Origin of the sequence: Psychrobacter sp. JCM 18902, from assembly GCF_904846615.1 — a bacterium.
In the GTDB taxonomy this organism is placed as follows: Bacteria; Pseudomonadota; Gammaproteobacteria; order Pseudomonadales; family Moraxellaceae; genus Psychrobacter.
The window spans coordinates 2,459,135-2,475,805 of the sequence record NZ_CAJHBK010000001.1 but is presented as its reverse complement, the minus strand read 5'-3'; the positions used below and the strand labels follow the sequence as shown (position 1 = coordinate 2,475,805).

Annotated in this window: 18 protein-coding genes; 7 read left to right on the top strand and 11 right to left on the bottom strand. The window is 43.4% G+C overall.

Going from position 1 to position 16,671, the window contains the following annotated elements:
- The 3 genes from JMY05_RS10200 to lgt all read right to left on the bottom strand — a co-directional run bounded on the left by JMY05_RS10200 (window position 1) and on the right by lgt (window position 2,496).
- Window positions 1-570, bottom strand: coding sequence for a dihydrofolate reductase (locus tag JMY05_RS10200; protein WP_201615008.1), 570 nt, complete (start codon window positions 568-570; stop codon window positions 1-3).
- A 76-nt stretch (window positions 571-646) separates the two neighbouring features.
- A complete protein-coding gene (locus tag JMY05_RS10195) occupies window positions 647-1,537 on the bottom strand; it encodes a thymidylate synthase (RefSeq protein WP_045445910.1) in 891 nt (296 codons plus the stop codon).
- A 74-nt stretch (window positions 1,538-1,611) separates the two neighbouring features.
- On the bottom strand, window positions 1,612-2,496 hold the full coding sequence (lgt, locus tag JMY05_RS10190; protein ID WP_087813630.1) for a prolipoprotein diacylglyceryl transferase: 885 nt from the start codon (window positions 2,494-2,496) through the stop codon (window positions 1,612-1,614).
- A gap of 277 nt (window positions 2,497-2,773) precedes the next feature.
- Here lgt and JMY05_RS10185 point away from each other — a divergent pair, with 277 nt between their 5' ends.
- From JMY05_RS10185 to JMY05_RS10175, 3 genes are all read left to right on the top strand, one after another.
- Entirely contained in the window at window positions 2,774-4,405 is a 1,632-nt protein-coding gene (locus JMY05_RS10185; RefSeq protein WP_227678160.1) for a DUF4139 domain-containing protein, read from the top strand.
- Window positions 4,406-4,483: 78 nt separating this feature from the next.
- A complete protein-coding gene (locus JMY05_RS10180; protein WP_201615004.1) occupies window positions 4,484-5,368 on the top strand; it encodes an NRDE family protein in 885 nt (294 codons plus the stop codon).
- Window positions 5,369-5,600: 232 nt separating this feature from the next.
- The gene (locus JMY05_RS10175; RefSeq protein WP_045445913.1) at window positions 5,601-6,695 is read left to right on the top strand and encodes an NAD(P)-dependent alcohol dehydrogenase; all 1,095 of its coding nucleotides are present in this window, start codon (window positions 5,601-5,603) and stop codon (window positions 6,693-6,695) included.
- Between the two features lie 96 nt (window positions 6,696-6,791).
- Here JMY05_RS10175 and JMY05_RS10170 read toward each other — a convergent pair whose 3' ends face one another.
- Window positions 6,792-7,313, bottom strand: a complete 522-nt coding sequence (locus JMY05_RS10170; RefSeq protein WP_045452438.1) for an RNA pyrophosphohydrolase — start codon at window positions 7,311-7,313, stop codon at window positions 6,792-6,794.
- Between the two features lie 519 nt (window positions 7,314-7,832).
- Between JMY05_RS10170 and JMY05_RS10165 the strand changes: the two genes are divergently transcribed.
- Both JMY05_RS10165 and JMY05_RS10160 read left to right on the top strand, forming a co-directional pair.
- On the top strand, window positions 7,833-8,246 hold the full coding sequence (locus tag JMY05_RS10165) for an OsmC family protein (RefSeq protein WP_201546031.1): 414 nt from the start codon (window positions 7,833-7,835) through the stop codon (window positions 8,244-8,246).
- 14 nt (window positions 8,247-8,260) lie between these two features.
- Complete coding sequence (locus tag JMY05_RS10160; protein WP_087813625.1) at window positions 8,261-8,686, top strand: MAPEG family protein; 426 nt, start codon at window positions 8,261-8,263, stop codon at window positions 8,684-8,686.
- A 42-nt stretch (window positions 8,687-8,728) separates the two neighbouring features.
- Here JMY05_RS10160 and JMY05_RS10155 read toward each other — a convergent pair whose 3' ends face one another.
- The 7 genes from JMY05_RS10155 to JMY05_RS10125 form a co-directional block, all read right to left on the bottom strand.
- Window positions 8,729-9,754 carry a tRNA dihydrouridine synthase gene (locus JMY05_RS10155; RefSeq protein WP_045445914.1) on the bottom strand — a complete coding sequence of 342 codons (1,026 nt, stop codon included), beginning with the start codon at window positions 9,752-9,754 and terminating at the stop codon, window positions 8,729-8,731.
- Window positions 9,755-9,844: 90 nt separating this feature from the next.
- A complete protein-coding gene (locus JMY05_RS10150; RefSeq protein WP_201615002.1) occupies window positions 9,845-11,344 on the bottom strand; it encodes a UvrD-helicase domain-containing protein in 1,500 nt (499 codons plus the stop codon).
- Window positions 11,345-11,562: 218 nt separating this feature from the next.
- Window positions 11,563-12,447 carry a twin-arginine translocase subunit TatC gene (gene tatC, locus JMY05_RS10145; protein WP_201615000.1) on the bottom strand — a complete coding sequence of 295 codons (885 nt, stop codon included), beginning with the start codon at window positions 12,445-12,447 and terminating at the stop codon, window positions 11,563-11,565.
- Entirely contained in the window at window positions 12,447-13,142 is a 696-nt protein-coding gene (gene tatB, locus JMY05_RS10140; protein WP_201614998.1) for a Sec-independent protein translocase protein TatB, read from the bottom strand. Before tatB ends, tatC begins: the two co-directional genes overlap by 1 nt.
- A gap of 41 nt (window positions 13,143-13,183) precedes the next feature.
- Window positions 13,184-13,426, bottom strand: a complete 243-nt coding sequence (gene tatA / locus JMY05_RS10135) for a Sec-independent protein translocase subunit TatA (RefSeq protein WP_045445916.1) — start codon at window positions 13,424-13,426, stop codon at window positions 13,184-13,186.
- A gap of 188 nt (window positions 13,427-13,614) precedes the next feature.
- A complete protein-coding gene (gene hisIE, locus JMY05_RS10130) occupies window positions 13,615-14,469 on the bottom strand; it encodes a bifunctional phosphoribosyl-AMP cyclohydrolase/phosphoribosyl-ATP diphosphatase HisIE (RefSeq protein ID WP_045445918.1) in 855 nt (284 codons plus the stop codon).
- 113 nt (window positions 14,470-14,582) lie between these two features.
- The gene (locus tag JMY05_RS10125; RefSeq protein ID WP_045445921.1) at window positions 14,583-15,026 is read right to left on the bottom strand and encodes an acyl-CoA thioesterase; all 444 of its coding nucleotides are present in this window, start codon (window positions 15,024-15,026) and stop codon (window positions 14,583-14,585) included.
- Between the two features lie 598 nt (window positions 15,027-15,624).
- Here JMY05_RS10125 and rpmI point away from each other — a divergent pair.
- Both rpmI and rplT read left to right on the top strand, forming a co-directional pair.
- The gene (rpmI, locus tag JMY05_RS10120) at window positions 15,625-15,822 is read left to right on the top strand and encodes a 50S ribosomal protein L35 (RefSeq protein WP_010197866.1); all 198 of its coding nucleotides are present in this window, start codon (window positions 15,625-15,627) and stop codon (window positions 15,820-15,822) included.
- A 150-nt stretch (window positions 15,823-15,972) separates the two neighbouring features.
- Entirely contained in the window at window positions 15,973-16,329 is a 357-nt protein-coding gene (gene rplT, locus JMY05_RS10115) for a 50S ribosomal protein L20 (RefSeq protein WP_025651520.1), read from the top strand.
- Window positions 16,330-16,671 lie beyond the last annotated feature (342 nt).

The following is a 16,671-nucleotide window of genomic DNA, read 5'->3' as shown; positions in this document are numbered from 1 at the left end:
CTAGTCTGCTTTTATTTTATAAGTCACAAATTTAAAGTCTAAGTCACTTTTTTCATCATACATTTGCTCAGACTCTTCTGCCACTTCAAATTCACTTGGCAACTCAGGATAGAAGGCATCACCATCCGTAATCTCAGTATCGACGTGGGTCAGCTCAATGCGATCGGTATACATCAACGCATCGCTAAACACGCGCTCGCCGCCAATCACCCAAATCGTATCAAGATGCGCACCGTGTGCCAGACTTGCTGCTTGCGTTAATGCATCATCTAAATTATGCACCACATAGGCATTGCTTTTGCCGACCAAACCTTTTTGTTCGGCATAATCTAGCTGGGTACTGATGATGAAGCTCACGCGTTTTGGCAAAGGCTTGCTGCCCATCGATTCGAACGTCTTACGACCCATAATGACGATACCTTGGATCGCACCATCATTTTGTTTGGTCGTCCTGCTTTTGAAATGCTGCAAATCTGCAGAGATATGCCACGGTAGCTCATTATCTTTGCCGATACAGCGGTTGCTACTGATAGCTGCGATTTGGGCAACTTCGGTGTGGGCATAACTCATAACGTATCCTTTTTATTGTCTTTAACATGCTACTTGCATTTGCTGCATTTATTTAAAACTTTCAATCAAACAAAGGCTAGACTGCAACCTTTGCCTTAATCGCAGGATGCGACTCGTAACCATCAACGCTAATATCATCATAGTTAAATGCAAAGATATCATTCACATTAGAGTTAAGCGTCAGCGTTGGCAGCGTATAAAGCTCACGCGTCAACTGTAATGCAACTTGCTCACGGTGGTTTTGATAAATATGACAATCGCCACCCGTCCAGATAAATTCGCCCATTTCTAGTCCGCATACTTGCGCGACCATATGGGTCAGCAAGGCATAACTGGCAATATTAAATGGCACGCCTAGGAATAAATCTGCTGAACGCTGATAGAGCTGGCATGACAGTTTATTATCCGCCACAAAGAACTGAAATAGCGTATGACAAGGCGGCAGCGCAACTTGATCTGCTTCACCGGGATTCCAACCAGACACAATCAAACGTCTTGAATTGGGATTGGTTTTTATTTGCTCAATGACTTGGGTAATTTGATCGACACCATCGTTATTGTAGCTCCCATCTTCACGCTGGCTTGCGCCATAATTGCGCCACTGATGACCATAGACAGGGCCTAAATCACCAGCAGGGCGATTAAAGCGCGCTGTCTGTTCAGCCGTTGACCACTCATTCCAAATGCGTACGCCATTGGCTTGTAGATAATCAACATGGGTGCTGCCACTTAAAAACCAAAATAGCTCATAGACGATAGATTTAAAGTGGACTTTTTTGGTGGTTAATAATGGAAAACCATCGGCTAAATTAAAACGTAGCTGCGCGCCAAAGTGGCTCAGCGTACCAGTGCCAGTACGATCGCCTTTTTCAGTGCCTTCAGTGAGGACAAGATGCAGCAAATCTAGATAGGCTTGCTCATTTTTACGCTGCTTGTTGTTACTAATAATGGAGTTGCTCATGGTCATAAAATTGCTCTTCTACGCTATTAAAACGCATAGTTGTATTGTTTTTTAACAGGCTACTGGATGTGAATTAGTGCTTAATAAGCCGACTGCTTACCCCAGTCATAGATACCACGTTTGTAAGCGTATACCAGCATGATGAAACCAATAATAATCATGGGAGCGCTGAGTATCTGCCCTTTGGTCATCCAACCTAGTAATACAAATCCTTGGTCCGCATCGGGTTGGCGGAAAAACTCAATGATGAAGCGGCTGATGCCATAGCCCAATAAAAATACTGCCGATGCTGCCATACGTGGGCGCGGTTTTGATGAATACCACCATAGGAATAGGAATAATAATAACCCTTCGGCAAGTGCCTCATACAGCTGTGAGGGATGACGAGGTAGCAAATACTGCCCATTTACTTCAAGCATCAACTCTTGTAGCTCAGGGTTGGTTTGCAATTGCTGCATATCAGTAGCAGCCGCTTGCGGGAAGTAGGTAAGCCAGTTGTAGCCACCGTTAGAGACGCGGCCCCATAGCTCGCCATTGATATAATTGCCAATACGACCAAATAATAAGCCTGTTGGCACGCAAGGAACGATAAAGTCCAGCACCTGAAACGGGGTCTTTTTATACTTACGGGCAAAATATAACATGCCCAGTAAGACACCAATCATGCCGCCATGGAAAGACATGCCGCCTTCCCAGACTTTGAAAAGGTAAGCGGGGTTTTGTAAAAATTCACCGAATTGATAAAACAATACATAGCCGACACGACCGCCCAAAATGACGCCAAGTGCGCCAAAAAATACCAAGTCGGACACCATGTCAGTGTTCCAATTGTCACGTTTGGTGCTGCGATACCAAGCCAGACCAAAGGCGGCGGCAAATGCCAACAAATACATTAGGCCATACCAGTGCACTTCTACTGGACCCAAAGACAGCGCTACAGGATCGTACTGAGGATGTATCATCATAAGGGCATCATAAATTTGGTAATAGAATGCTGCTCATAATAGCAAAAATAGCCAGTGAGGCATACCAAATTACGGTGAGGCTCATCTCATGGTAACAACTTATCTGCTACGGGTAACATCTAGAAAGAAAGCCAGAAAACCGCTAAGATATAAAAAAGTTGCTGAAAATAAATGCCATCATAAATATTGCATCATTATATTTAATGAAGCGTTAGATATTGCGCGCTTGCGCTAATGCACCGTATTAATGGATTAACCGTATTTTTAAGGAATGATTATGCAAGCTAAGTTATCAAAAGTAGCAATACTACCTAATTTTTTACCCTCTAAAAAACAGTTGATGCAACTGGGTTTATTTAGCTTAGCGGCTTTAGCTTTGACTCCTGCTCAGGCAGTGAACAGTAGTATTGAGCAAGTGACCATTTATCAGGGCTTAGCTAGTGTGACTCGTGCGTTACCAATCAATGGTAGCGGTGAGCAGACACTGGTTTTTTCTTGTCTGTCCCCTTATATCGATAAAGACAGTGTGAGCGTACAAGCAGCAAAAGGCATCAATATTGGTGAAGTCAGTATCGAGACTTTAAGCGATGAGCAAGCAGCACAGTGTCAGTATCAAGGTGAGGCGAGAGTGCAGACACAGCAAGATAATTTGGCAGTTATCAATGCTGAGTTAGAAGCGGCACGCTTAGCTAAAGCTTACTTGCAGAATTTAACCAAGGTCACGCAAATCAGTACAGATGGCACGCTTGCCAATAATGCGCGCGATCTGGAAACCCAAGCGGTCAGTATCAATAAACGCATACTAGAAATTCAGCAGCGCCAAGCCCGTGCACAAGATGCGCTCAACCAACTAATGGCGGGCAGCGCGACTTCCACTCAAAATAGTGTGATTCAAGTGAGTGTACGTATTGCCAGTCGAGTACCAAGCAGTGTGAAACTGCACTATCAAGTACGCGGCGCGGGTTGGGAGCCAACGTATCAAGCAAGGCTGAATACTGAAACCAAGCAATTAAATATCATTGCCTCTGCGGTTATTGCCCAGCAGACAGGAGAAAACTGGCTCAATGTCCCTTTGATGCTAAGCTCTGTCAATCCCAATCAAAACACGACCAGCCAATTGCCACGAGTTGAGCGTTTCTCGCTATATGAAGAAGATCAAAAAAACCGGACTATATCTGTACCACCTATGGCGGAAAACATGCCTGTTGTGGTATCTGCAAGAGACAGCTATGGCGGTGCCTCGACACCCAACATGGCGCCACTGCCAAGCTTTACCGTTAGCAGTCAGAATAAAAACGGCATTACCGAATACCGCTTGCCGCAGCGTATTAGTATTCCAAGCGATGGCAGGCGCGTACGGACGGTCATTGATGAGCAGTCGGGCAGTAGCAAGCTATGGATTCGTAGTACGCCGAGTGTGGAGGCAGCTGGCTATTGGTATGCATCCGCACCGTTTTTGACACCAGCTTGGGTAGATGGTTCGCTACAGCTATACCGTGATGATAATTATGTCGGGCAGGCGCGCTATAATTATCAAGCGCTCAAAGAGCAAGGTATCGGTTTTGGTATTGACCCTAATACCATCGTAAAGCAGATAGCTGATGAAGATAAGCAGGGTGATAAAGGCGCATTTAATCGCACGCAAACCTTAACTAAAGTACAAGCTTATCAATTTACCAATCAGCACAACCGACCTATGCATTTACAAGTATTGGGCAGTGAGCCGATTAGCCGTGACGATAGTCTTAAAGTAACCATCACTCATACACCGCCAGTGACTGAGCGTGACTGGAATGACAATAAAGGCATGGTTGCGTGGGAGTTCGATTTACCAAGTAAACAATCGAAAGTCATACAGTCGACCTCTCAGATTAGTTATCCTGCTAGCAAAAACTTATCAGTGAACTAATTTGTCAGTGAACTAAGTTTAAACTGAAATCAAGCTTGGCTGTTTGCTAAGCACATTTTTAGTAAAATTAGGAGTCTTATGTGTATTGTCGCCATTGCTTGGCAACTCTTTGATGAGCTGCCTTTGGTGTTATTGTCCAATCGCGATGAATTTTTGCAGCGTCCGACAGAGCTGCTACATCAATGGGAAGATAAGCCTATTTTTGCAGGACGCGATGTACAAAGTGGCGGTACTTGGCTGGGTATTCATCAACAGCCCCATCAAGCCAATCATCAGGACGGTCATCAAGCGCCTCAAGAGTATTATCAGCAAAACGGACGTTGGGCTGCGGTATTGAATTTTCGCGATGGCGTGCAGGCAAGCTCTGATGAGTGCTCACGCGGGGCGCTAGTCACGGATTTCTTAACCAGTGATATCAGCCCGATGGAGTTTGCACGGCAGATTAGTTTGCAAAACTATGCTGGGTTCAATCTCATTATTGGTGATAGTGAGCAAGCCGTTATTGTCAATAACCGTGGTCATGCTCCTATGCCACTATATGCAGGACTGCATGTCATTTCCAATGGTCAGCCTGAGGACAGCTGGTTTAAAACTGAAAAACTGCGAGGTAGGCTGCGCCAAGAAGTATTGCCACTAATCGCTGAGAATAGCGAACCTGAGTACTGGCAAGAAGCTGCCTTTGCGGTATTGTCTGACAATACGCAAGCGCCAGTGGATAAGCTGCCGGAGACTGGAGTGGCTGTTGAGATTGAGCAGATTCTGTCTTCTATTTATATAGAGCCTGTCGCTTTTAATCATACGCAAAATAATTTGCCCACTTATGCGACACGTACCCAAAGCATTTTAACCCTAAAATGTCATTCTCAGTTGGCAGCTTCCGCAGTGGATGATATTGCTAGATTAGTAAGCCGAGAGTGTCAGCATGACAGTTATAAAGATTGTCGACATGATAGTCATAAGTAGCCTATAGATTTTTCATCTATTAACTTTTTCATCTACTCTTAATAAGGCTCACGTACAATTTTCATGAGAAGTTTGATACTACAGTTTTAATATCTAACAATAGATAATCAACAATCCCTTTATTAAAGAATGGATTTCACTTTAAATTACTATTTATATGGCGTAAGATAAATATAGATGTCACTAAAGTTCATACCAGTTGAGTAAATGTTTATAAAACAAGGAGTGTGAAATGAGCATGATGAAGTCACTGATATTTATTGAACCAGGTAAAATCGAAATTGTAGATAAAAAAATCCCTGATGTAGGCCCTAATGATGCCTTGATAAAAATTACGACCACGACCATTTGTGGTACTGACATCCATATCTTTAAAGGTGAGTATGCCGTTGCAAAAGGCTTAACCATTGGTCACGAGCCAGTAGGTGTCATTGAAAAGCTTGGTAGCGCAGTCATGGGCTATGAAGAAGGGCAGCGAGTCATTGCTGGCGCCATTTGCCCAACGTTTACCTCCTATGCCAGTCAAGATGGTTTCCCGTCACAAGACGGTGGTTATCTTGATGCAGATGGTAGATGTTCTTGTCACGGTTATAAAGCCACAGGTGGCTGGCGTTTTGGTAATCACATTGATGGCACGCAAGCAGAGTATGTGCTAGTGCCAGATGCGCAGGCCAATCTATGTCCAGTGCCAGATGGACTGACGGATGAGCAAGTGTTGATGTGTCCTGACATTATGTCGACAGGCTTCAAAGGCGCAGAAAACGCCAATATTCAGATTGGTGATGTAGTTGCTATCTTTGCACAAGGACCTATCGGTTTATGCGCTACTGCTGGTGCAAAAATTAAGGGTGCCTCGATGATTATCGCTGTCGATGGCAATAATGAACGTTTGGCCATGGCAAAGAAACTGGGAGCAGATATTACTCTAAACTTCACAGAAGTTGACGTGGTTGATGAGATCATGAAAATCACTGGTGGTCGTGGGGTGGATAGCAGTATCGAGGCGTTAGGTTTACAGTCTACGTTTGAGCAATGTCTCAAAGTATTAAAACCAGGCGGTACACTCTCAAGCTTGGGTGTGTATTCTGAAGATTTAGTCATTCCAATGGCTCATTTCGCCTCTGGTCTTGGCGATCATACGATAAGAACGGCTCTCTGCCCAGGAGGTAAAGAGCGTATGCGCCGATTGATGAATGTCATCGAGTCTGGTCGAGTGGATTTATCAGAGATGGTGACGCATACCTATGCCTTGGATGATATTATAGAGGCCTATGACTTGTTCATGCATCAGCGTGACGGCGTACTAAAAATTGCTATCAAGCCATAATTATTCCGAAAGATATAATCGCTATATAATAGAAGAGCCTGCATCTAAAGGATACAGGCTCTTCTATTACGTGTTACTTTTAATCAAAATGTCAGTTCATCCTATCAACAAGTGATTGTCTTGTTCAGGAATAATCAGCTCTTGTCTTAGAGGTAGCTCAGGCACTAGCTCTTGCAAGGCACGGCGATAAACGCCTCGTTTAAAATGAATCACTTGTCCAAGTGGATACCAGTAACTGACCCATTGCCAATGATCAAATTCTGGCTTGCCCTCATCAAAGCGGATATGTTGAGTGTTCGTCTCATCTAAGCGTAGCAAAAACCATTTCTGTTTTTGCCCAATACATAAAGGGTGCTGTCCATGCCGCACATAGCGTTTTGGCAGACGATAGCGCAACCAATCTTGCGTCACTGCCAATAAGTCTACATGACGCGGATGCAGGCCGACCTCTTCCCAGAGCTCGCGATACATCGCATCCATCGGCGTCTCCCCACGGTCGATACCGCCTTGTGGGAACTGCCAAGCGTTGTGACCAATACGTTTTGCCCACAGAACCTGCCCTTGTGTATTTGCCAAGATGATGCCGACATTGGCGCGAAAGCCGTCTGCATCTATCATGATTAAACCTTTTTAATTTATTTAAAATAGCTTATTTTGAGCTAGAACCGTGACAGCAATCATAATTATTATAAGGTGATGGTTGTCGATATTAGGTCAAAATAAGATTCATTACCGTTATTAAACCAAGAAACAAGCAAAATGTGTAACAGTATTTTGCTATAAAATGTTTCACGAGCTTAACTGTTTAAAATCAACCAGTTATAATTAAACATTTGTAATGTTTTTTAGAAAATCTTACTACAAAGATAGGTTCGAACTATAAGAGGATAGGTTTGAATAATAAACAGTAGGCGGTGTATGAATGTTAATTCACTGCTAAGAAAATTTTAGTAAAAAGGTTTAATTAAAAATAAGGCTGCAAAAGACAAATAGGTGAGCTATTTATAATAATAATGATTTTGGATGACAAGGGCTCGATAAAATGTGCCATTGGCTTATGCTACACTAGCCAAGTAAAACATATTGCCAGAAAATAAAAATCGGGCAACGAGCTAATTAAAATAAGGAATGGTCAAGATGTCAGAGTCAAAAGCAAGTGTAACGTGGCAAGAAAACAAAGCATTTATGGGCGTGTCACCATCAGGGCATAATGTACAGATCGATGCCGATAAAGAAAGAGGCGCAAGTCCGATGGAGCTGATTCTATTGGGGCTTGGTGGGTGTGCTAGCTATGATGTGGTAGCAATTTTACAAAAATCGCGCCAAGAGGTGACAGACGTGCGTTGCGAGTTGACCGCTCAGCGTGCTGAAACTGTACCAGCTGTCTATACTGATATACATATGCATTTTGTGGTGACAGGTCAAGATGTCAAGGAAAGCCAAGTAGAGAAGGCCATAAAACTGTCCGCAGAAAAATACTGCTCGGCCAGTAGAATGTTGGTACAAGGTGGGGTGAATGTCACCCATGATTTCGAAGTGATTGCAGGGTAGGGGCAAGTATACTAATGAATGCACTTCTGGAATTAGTTTCTGATACCGCAGCGTCTGCAATTTGGGCGATGGTCGTAGCAAGTTTACTACCGCTTGCCATGGCATTGACAGCGAAAGCTATTGGCGGCTTTAATTTGGCTGACAATGCCCATCCACGTGATTTTTTACAAGGTACGACGGGCGCGGCCGCACGTGCTAACGCGGCCCAGCAAAACAGCTATGAGACGTTGCCAATATTTTTGGCAGCAGTACTGACGGCAATGCTGTTCTTCGTACCACAATCGATTATCAATATACTGGCTTGGTTGTACGTGCTGATTCGTATCGGTTTTTGCGTGGCTTATATTACTAATTTGGCGACGTTTCGCTCCATACTTTGGGTGTTATCGATTGCCTGTTGTTTGATGTTATTCTATTTAGCGATTAGAGTGAGTATTTAATCTTATTCGTTAGACAGATTACCTTTAAGATAAAAGCAGCTATTATTGGCGCACACTGGCTTGCAGTGCACTAATGATAGCTGCTTTATCTTTTTCTCTTTTAATACTGTCCCATAAAACTTTTGCTTCGCTATAGCCTTTGATGAGCATCGCAAGCCATTGCTTATAACGACCCACTAATATCACCTCAGTTTTAGCCTGACCTTCCAAAAATCTTATCTGATGGGTGACCATTGCTTCCCATGACAACGTTGCCGCACTTAGCATGGCATCATCTGGAACGCAATCCACACGAGCAACCAAATCTGGACGGGTAACCGCGCCGCGACCTAACATCAGATGTTCTGTACCAGCTTGAGTCATACAGTTTTGCGCGTGCTCTGTATTCCATATCTCGCCATTGGCAATGACTGGAATATCGAGCGCATTAAAACCTTGGATTTTGTCCCAATAAGCTGGTGGTTTATAGCCTTGAGTTTTGGTTCGTGCGTGAATGGTTAGCCAATCAGTACCACTGTCGCTAATCGCAGCTTTGATATCATCTATGCGGCTGGTATCGGTATAACCTAAACGAATTTTGGCTGATACTGGAATATGAACGGGAACAGCTTGCCGCACCGCGCTGATAATCTGATACATGGTTTCGGGTTCATCCAATAATACCGAACCACCACGGTGGCTATTGACCGTCTTGGCGGGGCAACCAAAGTTGATATCAATCGCCGGCGCACCAAGCGCGGCAGCATAAGCAGCATTTTCTGCCATGAGTTGCGCTTCACTACCGAGCAACTGGACATGAATAGGCGTGCCAGAGGCAGTTTTAGCATCATGACGCAGTTCTGGAACGTATTTATAAAATACATGCGCAGGCAATACGTGCTGAGTCACACGGATAAATTCGCTAACCGACCAATCATAAGGGCGACCCAAGTCCGATGCAATTTGCGTGAGAATTTGTCGCATTAATGGATCGGTCAAGCCTTCCATTGGTGCCAGTAGGCGGACAGGATTGGCAAATAACTGACGGATGGTATTTTGACGTACTTGAAGTTGCTGACTATTATTCATGCTTGTTGTTCACTGCTAAAAAGTTGCTATAACGAAAGATAAACTAGGAAGTTGGAATGGCAAATATGAAAAGTGTCTAATTTAAGAAAATTAAGTATTACCAAAAATCACTTTTTTGCCTGTCTGCAAACCAGATATCAAGTCTTTAATATTATGAATGTCTAAATTGGTCTGGGCACGTGTGCAAGCGACGTAGAGCAAACGCAACTCTTCAGGGCTTATTTTGACCGCATTGGTGGTCACATCATAATAGAAATCATCGTCCAGCTGTACCTTTCCCCATTCGAGCCCTTTCGCTTTGTGGGCAGTGGAGATAACATAGTCAGCATTTTCGATACTGGTCAAACTATTGACCGCTTGGCTCAGGACATTGGTGCCATGATCATCGACCAATTTCACCAGTGTTTTTAGATCACTGCCTTCATTGGTTTCAGAATACTCTTGCACATCACCCCAATTATAAAAATACGCCAGTTCGGGTACGCCGTACGCTGACTTACCGTTTTTCAAGTTTTCGGCCGCCTGACAAAATTTAAGCATACGATCGGTATCAGCTTGTAGCGCCACGCGGTGACCCAATTTTAATCCAGTCAATAATTGCGACATTGCGGCGGCATTAGTGCGGCAAAGGATGGCATCTTTTTTACTATGTACCATACCCTTATCAGTAGAAGATTGCTTATTAGGATTGCCTTTTAACGGGACGTCTTCTTGCAATGCTTTGAGCAAAGTATTGGCAATCTCAGCAATTGGTTCGCCAAAACGAAATGACTGGGTCAATAAGGTTTGTGGTAAGGGTAGTTTTTTCATCGCATTGACTGCGCCGCGCCATTCATAAATCTGCTGATGAGCGTCACCCACATAAATCACTTGCCGTGGCTGCTGGGTCAAAATTCCCATCATCAAGGGATCGGCATCTTGGGCTTCATCAAACAAAATAAAATCAGCGGGAATACTAGGCTTCGATAATGCCCACAATTTAAGATAAATATCATGCCCGATACCAGCAGGATGGCGTGCATCAATTGACTGTAACCAGCGCTGCTCAACAGCAGGGTAGAGCATTTCACGCAGCTGCTCGGCATCAGAATCATCGAGCCAGCTGGGAAACAATATATGTCTAGGGGCAGGATAACTGGCATGGGTACTACAAAAATTGCTGACAGCATCACTGACGAATCGCGATAGTCGGGCTGGGGTGAGAGTAATATATTTGTTTATACCATCCATTTGCCGACGTACTTGGACGGGCTGCAAACCCAAATCATCACCCAAACGCTTGGGTGAAAAACGCGGCAACGACAGCTTAGCAGTGATATCGCGGGCGACATGCCGATAAGCAAGCGAATGAAAGGTGCGACATTCCACATGCGGTGGAAACTTTGAGCGAGCATCATTGGCAATGGTTTTGTTAAAAGCTAAATATAAGCCACGTCCACGCAAACGCTCACCAATCAGTTTTAAGGTCGTCGTCTTACCAGCACCCGCATAAGCCACCACTTTAAATGACTTGTGATCCATCGCCATGTTGAGCGCGCTCAGCTGCTCATCAGTGGGATCGCTCATATAAGCTGGCATAGATGCAGACATAAAAAATTACCTAAAAGAGTAAAACGGATCAAAAATGACGGGGGTAAAAAAAGCCACTGCATAGACAATGGCTGACTCATCATGTGCACTTGCAAAATGCTTGCAAGCGCATATGACAATAATACAAAAACTCATAGAAAATAAAGGTAGAAATAAGCAGGTTATAGTAACAGATTAGCGCGTTGGCTGTTTTTGGAATAAGTACCTGACAAGTGATGTTATTCTTTACTTAACCCTGTATCGCTTGCTAAGGCAGGACTGTATTCTTCTTTAATTAATACTTTTGCTAAAAATAATCCTAGCTCAAACAACAACCACATCGGAATGGCGAGCATCAACATCGACACCCCATCAGGCGGTGTAACAACCGCAGCAACGGCGAAACAGCCGACAATAATATAACGGCGTTTATCTTCTAGGCTCTGAATGGAGACGACGCCCGTCAATATCAATAGCAAGGTGACGACTGGAATCTCAAAGGTTAAACCAAAGACCATAAAGAGTTTAAGTGCAAAACTTAAATAACTGTCGATGTCGGTCATCGGCAACACGTTCTGCGGCGCGAACATAATAAAGAATTTGAGAACGCCTTTGAGTACAATAAAATAAGAGAAAGCCACACCCGCATAAAATAAAAATATAGAGGACATCAAAACGGGAATGGCGATTTTTTTCTCTTTTTTATATAAACCGGGTGCGACAAACGACCAGATTTGATACAAAATGTAGGGCATTGCAAAGAATGCAGCGACAAAAACAGTCAGGCGTATCGGTGCCATAAAGTTAGAGGTGATATCCGTCGCGATCATCGTTGCGTTGGCAGGCAACTGGGCAACCAATGGGTTGGACAAAAAATCATAGAGCTCGCGTGAAAATCCGACTAATGCTAAAAATATGACCAGTACCGCGACGCATATCTTTATGAGATGTCTACGCAGCTCAATTAAGTGCTCAGTAATAGGCATATCGCCAAGTGAGCTTAAGATATCGCCAGAGTCCTCAGTATTGCTGTCGACATTGCCATCAATGGTAGCTGTTGAGGTCTCGATATCTGAATCCGCGACTTTTTCTTGACGGCTTTTTTTACGTTTAAATAAGCCCACTAATGACTCTCCTGCTCATGAACAGAAGCCTGTTTAGGTAAAGGACTGTCTATATGGCTGTTTAGTAAGATATCGGCTTTATAATTTGGTAAGTAGGGTGGTTGCGGCAAACGGCGCGCTTTATCATAAGCTCCAAGACGAAACCACATATTTTCCCACGGTCTAGTTGTGATGGTTTGAGACACTGGATTGGCGTTATCACTACAGTCAGTTTTTGGACTATCATTGTCGCCTTGTGCCGATGACTGCTCAGGGCTTTCTGGTTTCTCAGTCTGTCTGTTACTGTCATAGGCGTAGTCAAACGCTTTTGGCTGCACTGGTCGATTATCATCATTCTCACTACTGGCTTGACTACTTTGTCTAGGCGTATTGTCATCGCCTGAATCACGCGATGCTTTTAAATGCTGGTTTTGCGAGGATTCAAACTCTTGCATACTGCCGCGCATCTCCGCCATCTCACGCCTCATATCTGCTTCAGTCTGGCGAATTTTGGCCAGCTCTTTTTGCATAAGCTGGCGGGTCTCTGCCAAATCAAGCTCAGCTTCGATTTCAGATTGCAGGGTGGATACCGTGCGGCGAATTTTGGCATACCACTGCCCAGCGGTACGCGCTGCCTGTGGCAGTTTTTCTGGGCCCAAGACGATTAGGGCGATAACACCAAAGAGGAGTAGTTCAGAAAAGCCGATATCAAACATAATGTTCCGATGTCATTGTCTAAAAGGTCACTGTCTAGAGGCTATACATTATGCGTGTCATCAACCTTGGTGGTTGTTGGGCGCTCTTCAGTGTGTGCATTGCCATCATGATCGAGCACCACATGCTTTTTAGCATGCTCAGTATTTTCATCTTTGACCGCTTCTTTGAAGCCTTTGACTGCGCCGCCCAAATCTTTGCCAGCATTTCTAAGCTTTGAGGTGCCAAATACGACCACCACTACCACCAATAAAATCAGCCAATGCGTAATAGAAAAACTACCCATAAAGGTATCCTTGTGTCTTGGTTTTCAGTCTTTGTATGCCTACTTTGGGTGTATTGAATATCGTTATACTCAATAAACAGCCTCGACATACAATGCGAAGTAAAACAGAGCTATATTATAACCTGCACTTGTGACAAAAAGGTGAAATCAACAATAATCAAACAGGGCAACGGCCAAGCTTATAGAAACTATCGCGCCGCCTTTTCATCGATACCTGATAGACCAAAACGTCGACCTAGCTCGTTTAATACCGCATCCGACTCAATATCGAACCACGCCAGTCCTACTAATGTATGAAACCAGACATCGGCCACCTCATAGATGAGCTCGTGACGAGCGTCATCATATTGCGCTTTATTGCTATTTTCGTCGCAATGGGCAAAATCTTTAGCGGCAATGATACTTTCAGTACTTTCTTCGCCAACTTTCTCTAGGATTTTATTTAAACCCTTTGCGTATAAGCTTGCCACGTACGAGCTATCAGCATCCGCTTGTTTACGCTCTGCCAATACACCGTCAAGCTGCTGCAAAATAGAGCGATTGGTAATGTTGTTGTCATGGTGACTGTGCTTGGCATCTGAAGGGATTACATCGTGAGCCTGCGTCTCGTTACTTTTAGGAATAGCTTTTGCTGTATCGCTTGAATGATAAATATCAGCAGGGTCTTTTAATACCTTATCGACGGTTTGCCATTCAGGCGTTTGGCCCGACAAATCTAAACGCTGATAGAAGCAAGACTCGCGACCAGTATGGCAAGCGATACCGCCAGCCTGAGTGACACTAAGTACAATCACGTCTGCATCACAGTCCAAGCGAATATCATGTACGGTCTGAGTATGACCCGATGACTCGCCCTTATGCCACAATTTGGCACGTGAGCGCGAAAAATAAACCGCTGTCTGCGTTTGCGCGGTTAACTGTAGTGCTTCGGCATTCATCCAAGCCATCATCAAAATACGCCCAGACTTATGATCTTGAGCAATTGCAGGAATCAAACCATCATCATTAAATTTTATGGCAGCCAGCCAAGCAGGTAAAGTCATAATATATCTGTCTTCTTATGTATATAGAAATCAAAGGGGAATAAGTGAATCGTAACGGATTCTATCTATGGTCTGAATAAAAAAGCGGTTGGCGTTAGGGCATGTCCTCAACATCAAATCCTGTAGAGATGTGGGTACAGTGCTTCTTTCATAATTTTATCAAGCGCAATCGATTTATTGAGGCGAAAGTCATAGTTGACAAAATGCTGCCGCGCCTTGGCTACTGTTTCTCCAGTATGCATACGGGTAATTTTTATCACTATAGTGCCACCATTATCGTATAACGGCTCAACGCCTACTTCAAATAATAGCTCTTCACGCGCCCGTATGCGACTGACAATACTCAGCTGTAACTCATCGATAATTAAACCGTGATAATCTGCATCGATCTCTTTAATACCTTTAGAGTAAAAAAATCTTTGCCGCGCCTCACATAGCAATGCCGTCAATGATTCGAGCGTCAGGTACTGAGCCATATCAAGCTCAATATGACGCACACGCATCACTGTTTCAAAGACAAATATGTCGTTATCAAAGTCTAATTCTTGTTTTGACACGTTATCTCCTAGATTGATTGCAGGCTATGAGTGCTGCTAATCATGGTGTAGGTTGGTAGCGTCATCATCGTACGATAGACGCTCGATAAGTGTGATAAATAACTTTGTATTATTAATGCTCAGCTTATACTAAGGTTCAGTCTCTACTTAAGCACAGCTTAAGCTGACATTCAATCTATTTGGCGGTAAATCCGCAGTTTTATGAGTGTTTTGACTAAAATCTTTATAAATGGGCTCATACTCATTATCCACTGTCATACCTACTAAGGCGTGTTCTCATTTTAAAAATAATGATAAGAATGAGATAAATTGCCGTCAAATAAGGAAAATAGCACAAATAATATCGAGATATGAATCAAGTATTTGACGTAGCTTGGCAGAATTTAACCGTTTTTAGTCCATTTATTTGCTTTCGTTCAGATTGAGGACACACCCTAGGCGAGGCGTAAAAGTTTCCTTGGCAAAACAGTGCATTATCTGCTAAAATACCGCCTCCCACCTCGAGGCAAATAGAGGTTTAGTGGGTGTTTTTACAGCCACTATTCGTTATTAACTATTTGACGACCAGGTTCTATCAAAGACAAAGAGGCAAATCATCATGAAAGTTAAGATGAAAACCAGAAGCGGTGCAGCTAAACGCTTCAAAAAAACAGCGAACGGCTTCAAGCGTAAGCAAGCAAACAAAAGCCATATCTTGACCAAGAAATCAGCTAAGCGTATTCGCCAGTTGCGCGGTCTAAAGATGGTGGACAAGTCTGACGAAGCAGCAGTTCGTCGCATGTGCCCATACATCTAGTAGGCTATCGTCATTTAGCTTTAATTAAGCGCTGTTTAATTTATAGTGACTGAATTAAAAATATCTGACTTTGCAATCTGATAGCGATGTCTACTATTCGATGACATCGTGATTCGTTTAATAATGATTAAAGAAATCTTGGAGTAATTTATGGCCCGTGTAAAACGTGGTGTACAGGCGAATCGTCGTCACAAAAAAATCCTAAAACGCGCAAAAGGCTACTACGGTGCCCGTTCACGTGTTTACCGCGTAGCGGTACAAGCAGTGACCAAAGCTGGTCAATATGCTTATCGTGACCGTCGCAACAAAAAACGTACCTTCCGTCGTCTTTGGATTGCACGTATCAATGCTGGTGCACGCTTAAACGGCTTAAGCTACAGCCGCTTTATCAATGGCATGAAATTGGCTAACATCACTGTCGATCGTCGCGTACTTGCTGACATCGCTATGCATGATGCAGCGACTTTCACAGCGTTGGTTGAAAAAGCAAAAGCGGCATTAGCATAAATATTAACCTTCCTTTAGGGTTGCTGCTTGTTTAGTCAGAATTTACAAGTAGTTATCTATATGGACAGGGATAATATTGATTAATAGTATGATATTAATAAAAGCTACCGCTGGTCGGTGGCTTTTTTTATATCACATTATCTTAATACTTCATGTCACAGCCTTGTTTTAGCACCAACGCTAAATATGCTTTGTTGAGATAGCTTTTATCATCGTCTAAATATTCAAGCCATTCATATCACTGGTATTATTTTTGAATGACTGGGTAAATGGTTTGCAATATTTGGTCAAATCCCTACAATTACCAATCACTATTATTAATAGTCCGTTTAAATCAGGAAG

Coding starts and splice junctions, on each gene's coding strand:
- tatA (WP_045445916.1), bottom strand. CDS start 13,426: ATGGGTAGTTTTTCTATTACGCATTGGCTGATTTTATTGGTGGTAGTG.
- hisIE (WP_045445918.1), bottom strand. CDS start 14,469: ATGACTTTACCTGCTTGGCTGGCTGCCATAAAATTTAATGATGATGGT.
- JMY05_RS10180 (WP_201615004.1), top strand. CDS start 4,484: ATGTGTATTGTCGCCATTGCTTGGCAACTCTTTGATGAGCTGCCTTTG.
- JMY05_RS10165 (WP_201546031.1), top strand. CDS start 7,833: ATGTCAGAGTCAAAAGCAAGTGTAACGTGGCAAGAAAACAAAGCATTT.
- JMY05_RS10170 (WP_045452438.1), bottom strand. CDS start 7,313: ATGATAGATGCAGACGGCTTTCGCGCCAATGTCGGCATCATCTTGGCA.
- JMY05_RS10200 (WP_201615008.1), bottom strand. CDS start 570: ATGAGTTATGCCCACACCGAAGTTGCCCAAATCGCAGCTATCAGTAGC.
- lgt (WP_087813630.1), bottom strand. CDS start 2,496: ATGATGATACATCCTCAGTACGATCCTGTAGCGCTGTCTTTGGGTCCA.
- JMY05_RS10155 (WP_045445914.1), bottom strand. CDS start 9,754: ATGAATAATAGTCAGCAACTTCAAGTACGTCAAAATACCATCCGTCAG.
- JMY05_RS10150 (WP_201615002.1), bottom strand. CDS start 11,344: ATGTCTGCATCTATGCCAGCTTATATGAGCGATCCCACTGATGAGCAG.
- JMY05_RS10195 (WP_045445910.1), bottom strand. CDS start 1,537: ATGACCATGAGCAACTCCATTATTAGTAACAACAAGCAGCGTAAAAAT.
- tatB (WP_201614998.1), bottom strand. CDS start 13,142: ATGTTTGATATCGGCTTTTCTGAACTACTCCTCTTTGGTGTTATCGCC.
- rplT (WP_025651520.1), top strand. CDS start 15,973: ATGGCCCGTGTAAAACGTGGTGTACAGGCGAATCGTCGTCACAAAAAA.
- JMY05_RS10160 (WP_087813625.1), top strand. CDS start 8,261: ATGAATGCACTTCTGGAATTAGTTTCTGATACCGCAGCGTCTGCAATT.
- JMY05_RS10185 (WP_227678160.1), top strand. CDS start 2,774: ATGCAAGCTAAGTTATCAAAAGTAGCAATACTACCTAATTTTTTACCC.
- JMY05_RS10175 (WP_045445913.1), top strand. CDS start 5,601: ATGAGCATGATGAAGTCACTGATATTTATTGAACCAGGTAAAATCGAA.
- rpmI (WP_010197866.1), top strand. CDS start 15,625: ATGAAAGTTAAGATGAAAACCAGAAGCGGTGCAGCTAAACGCTTCAAA.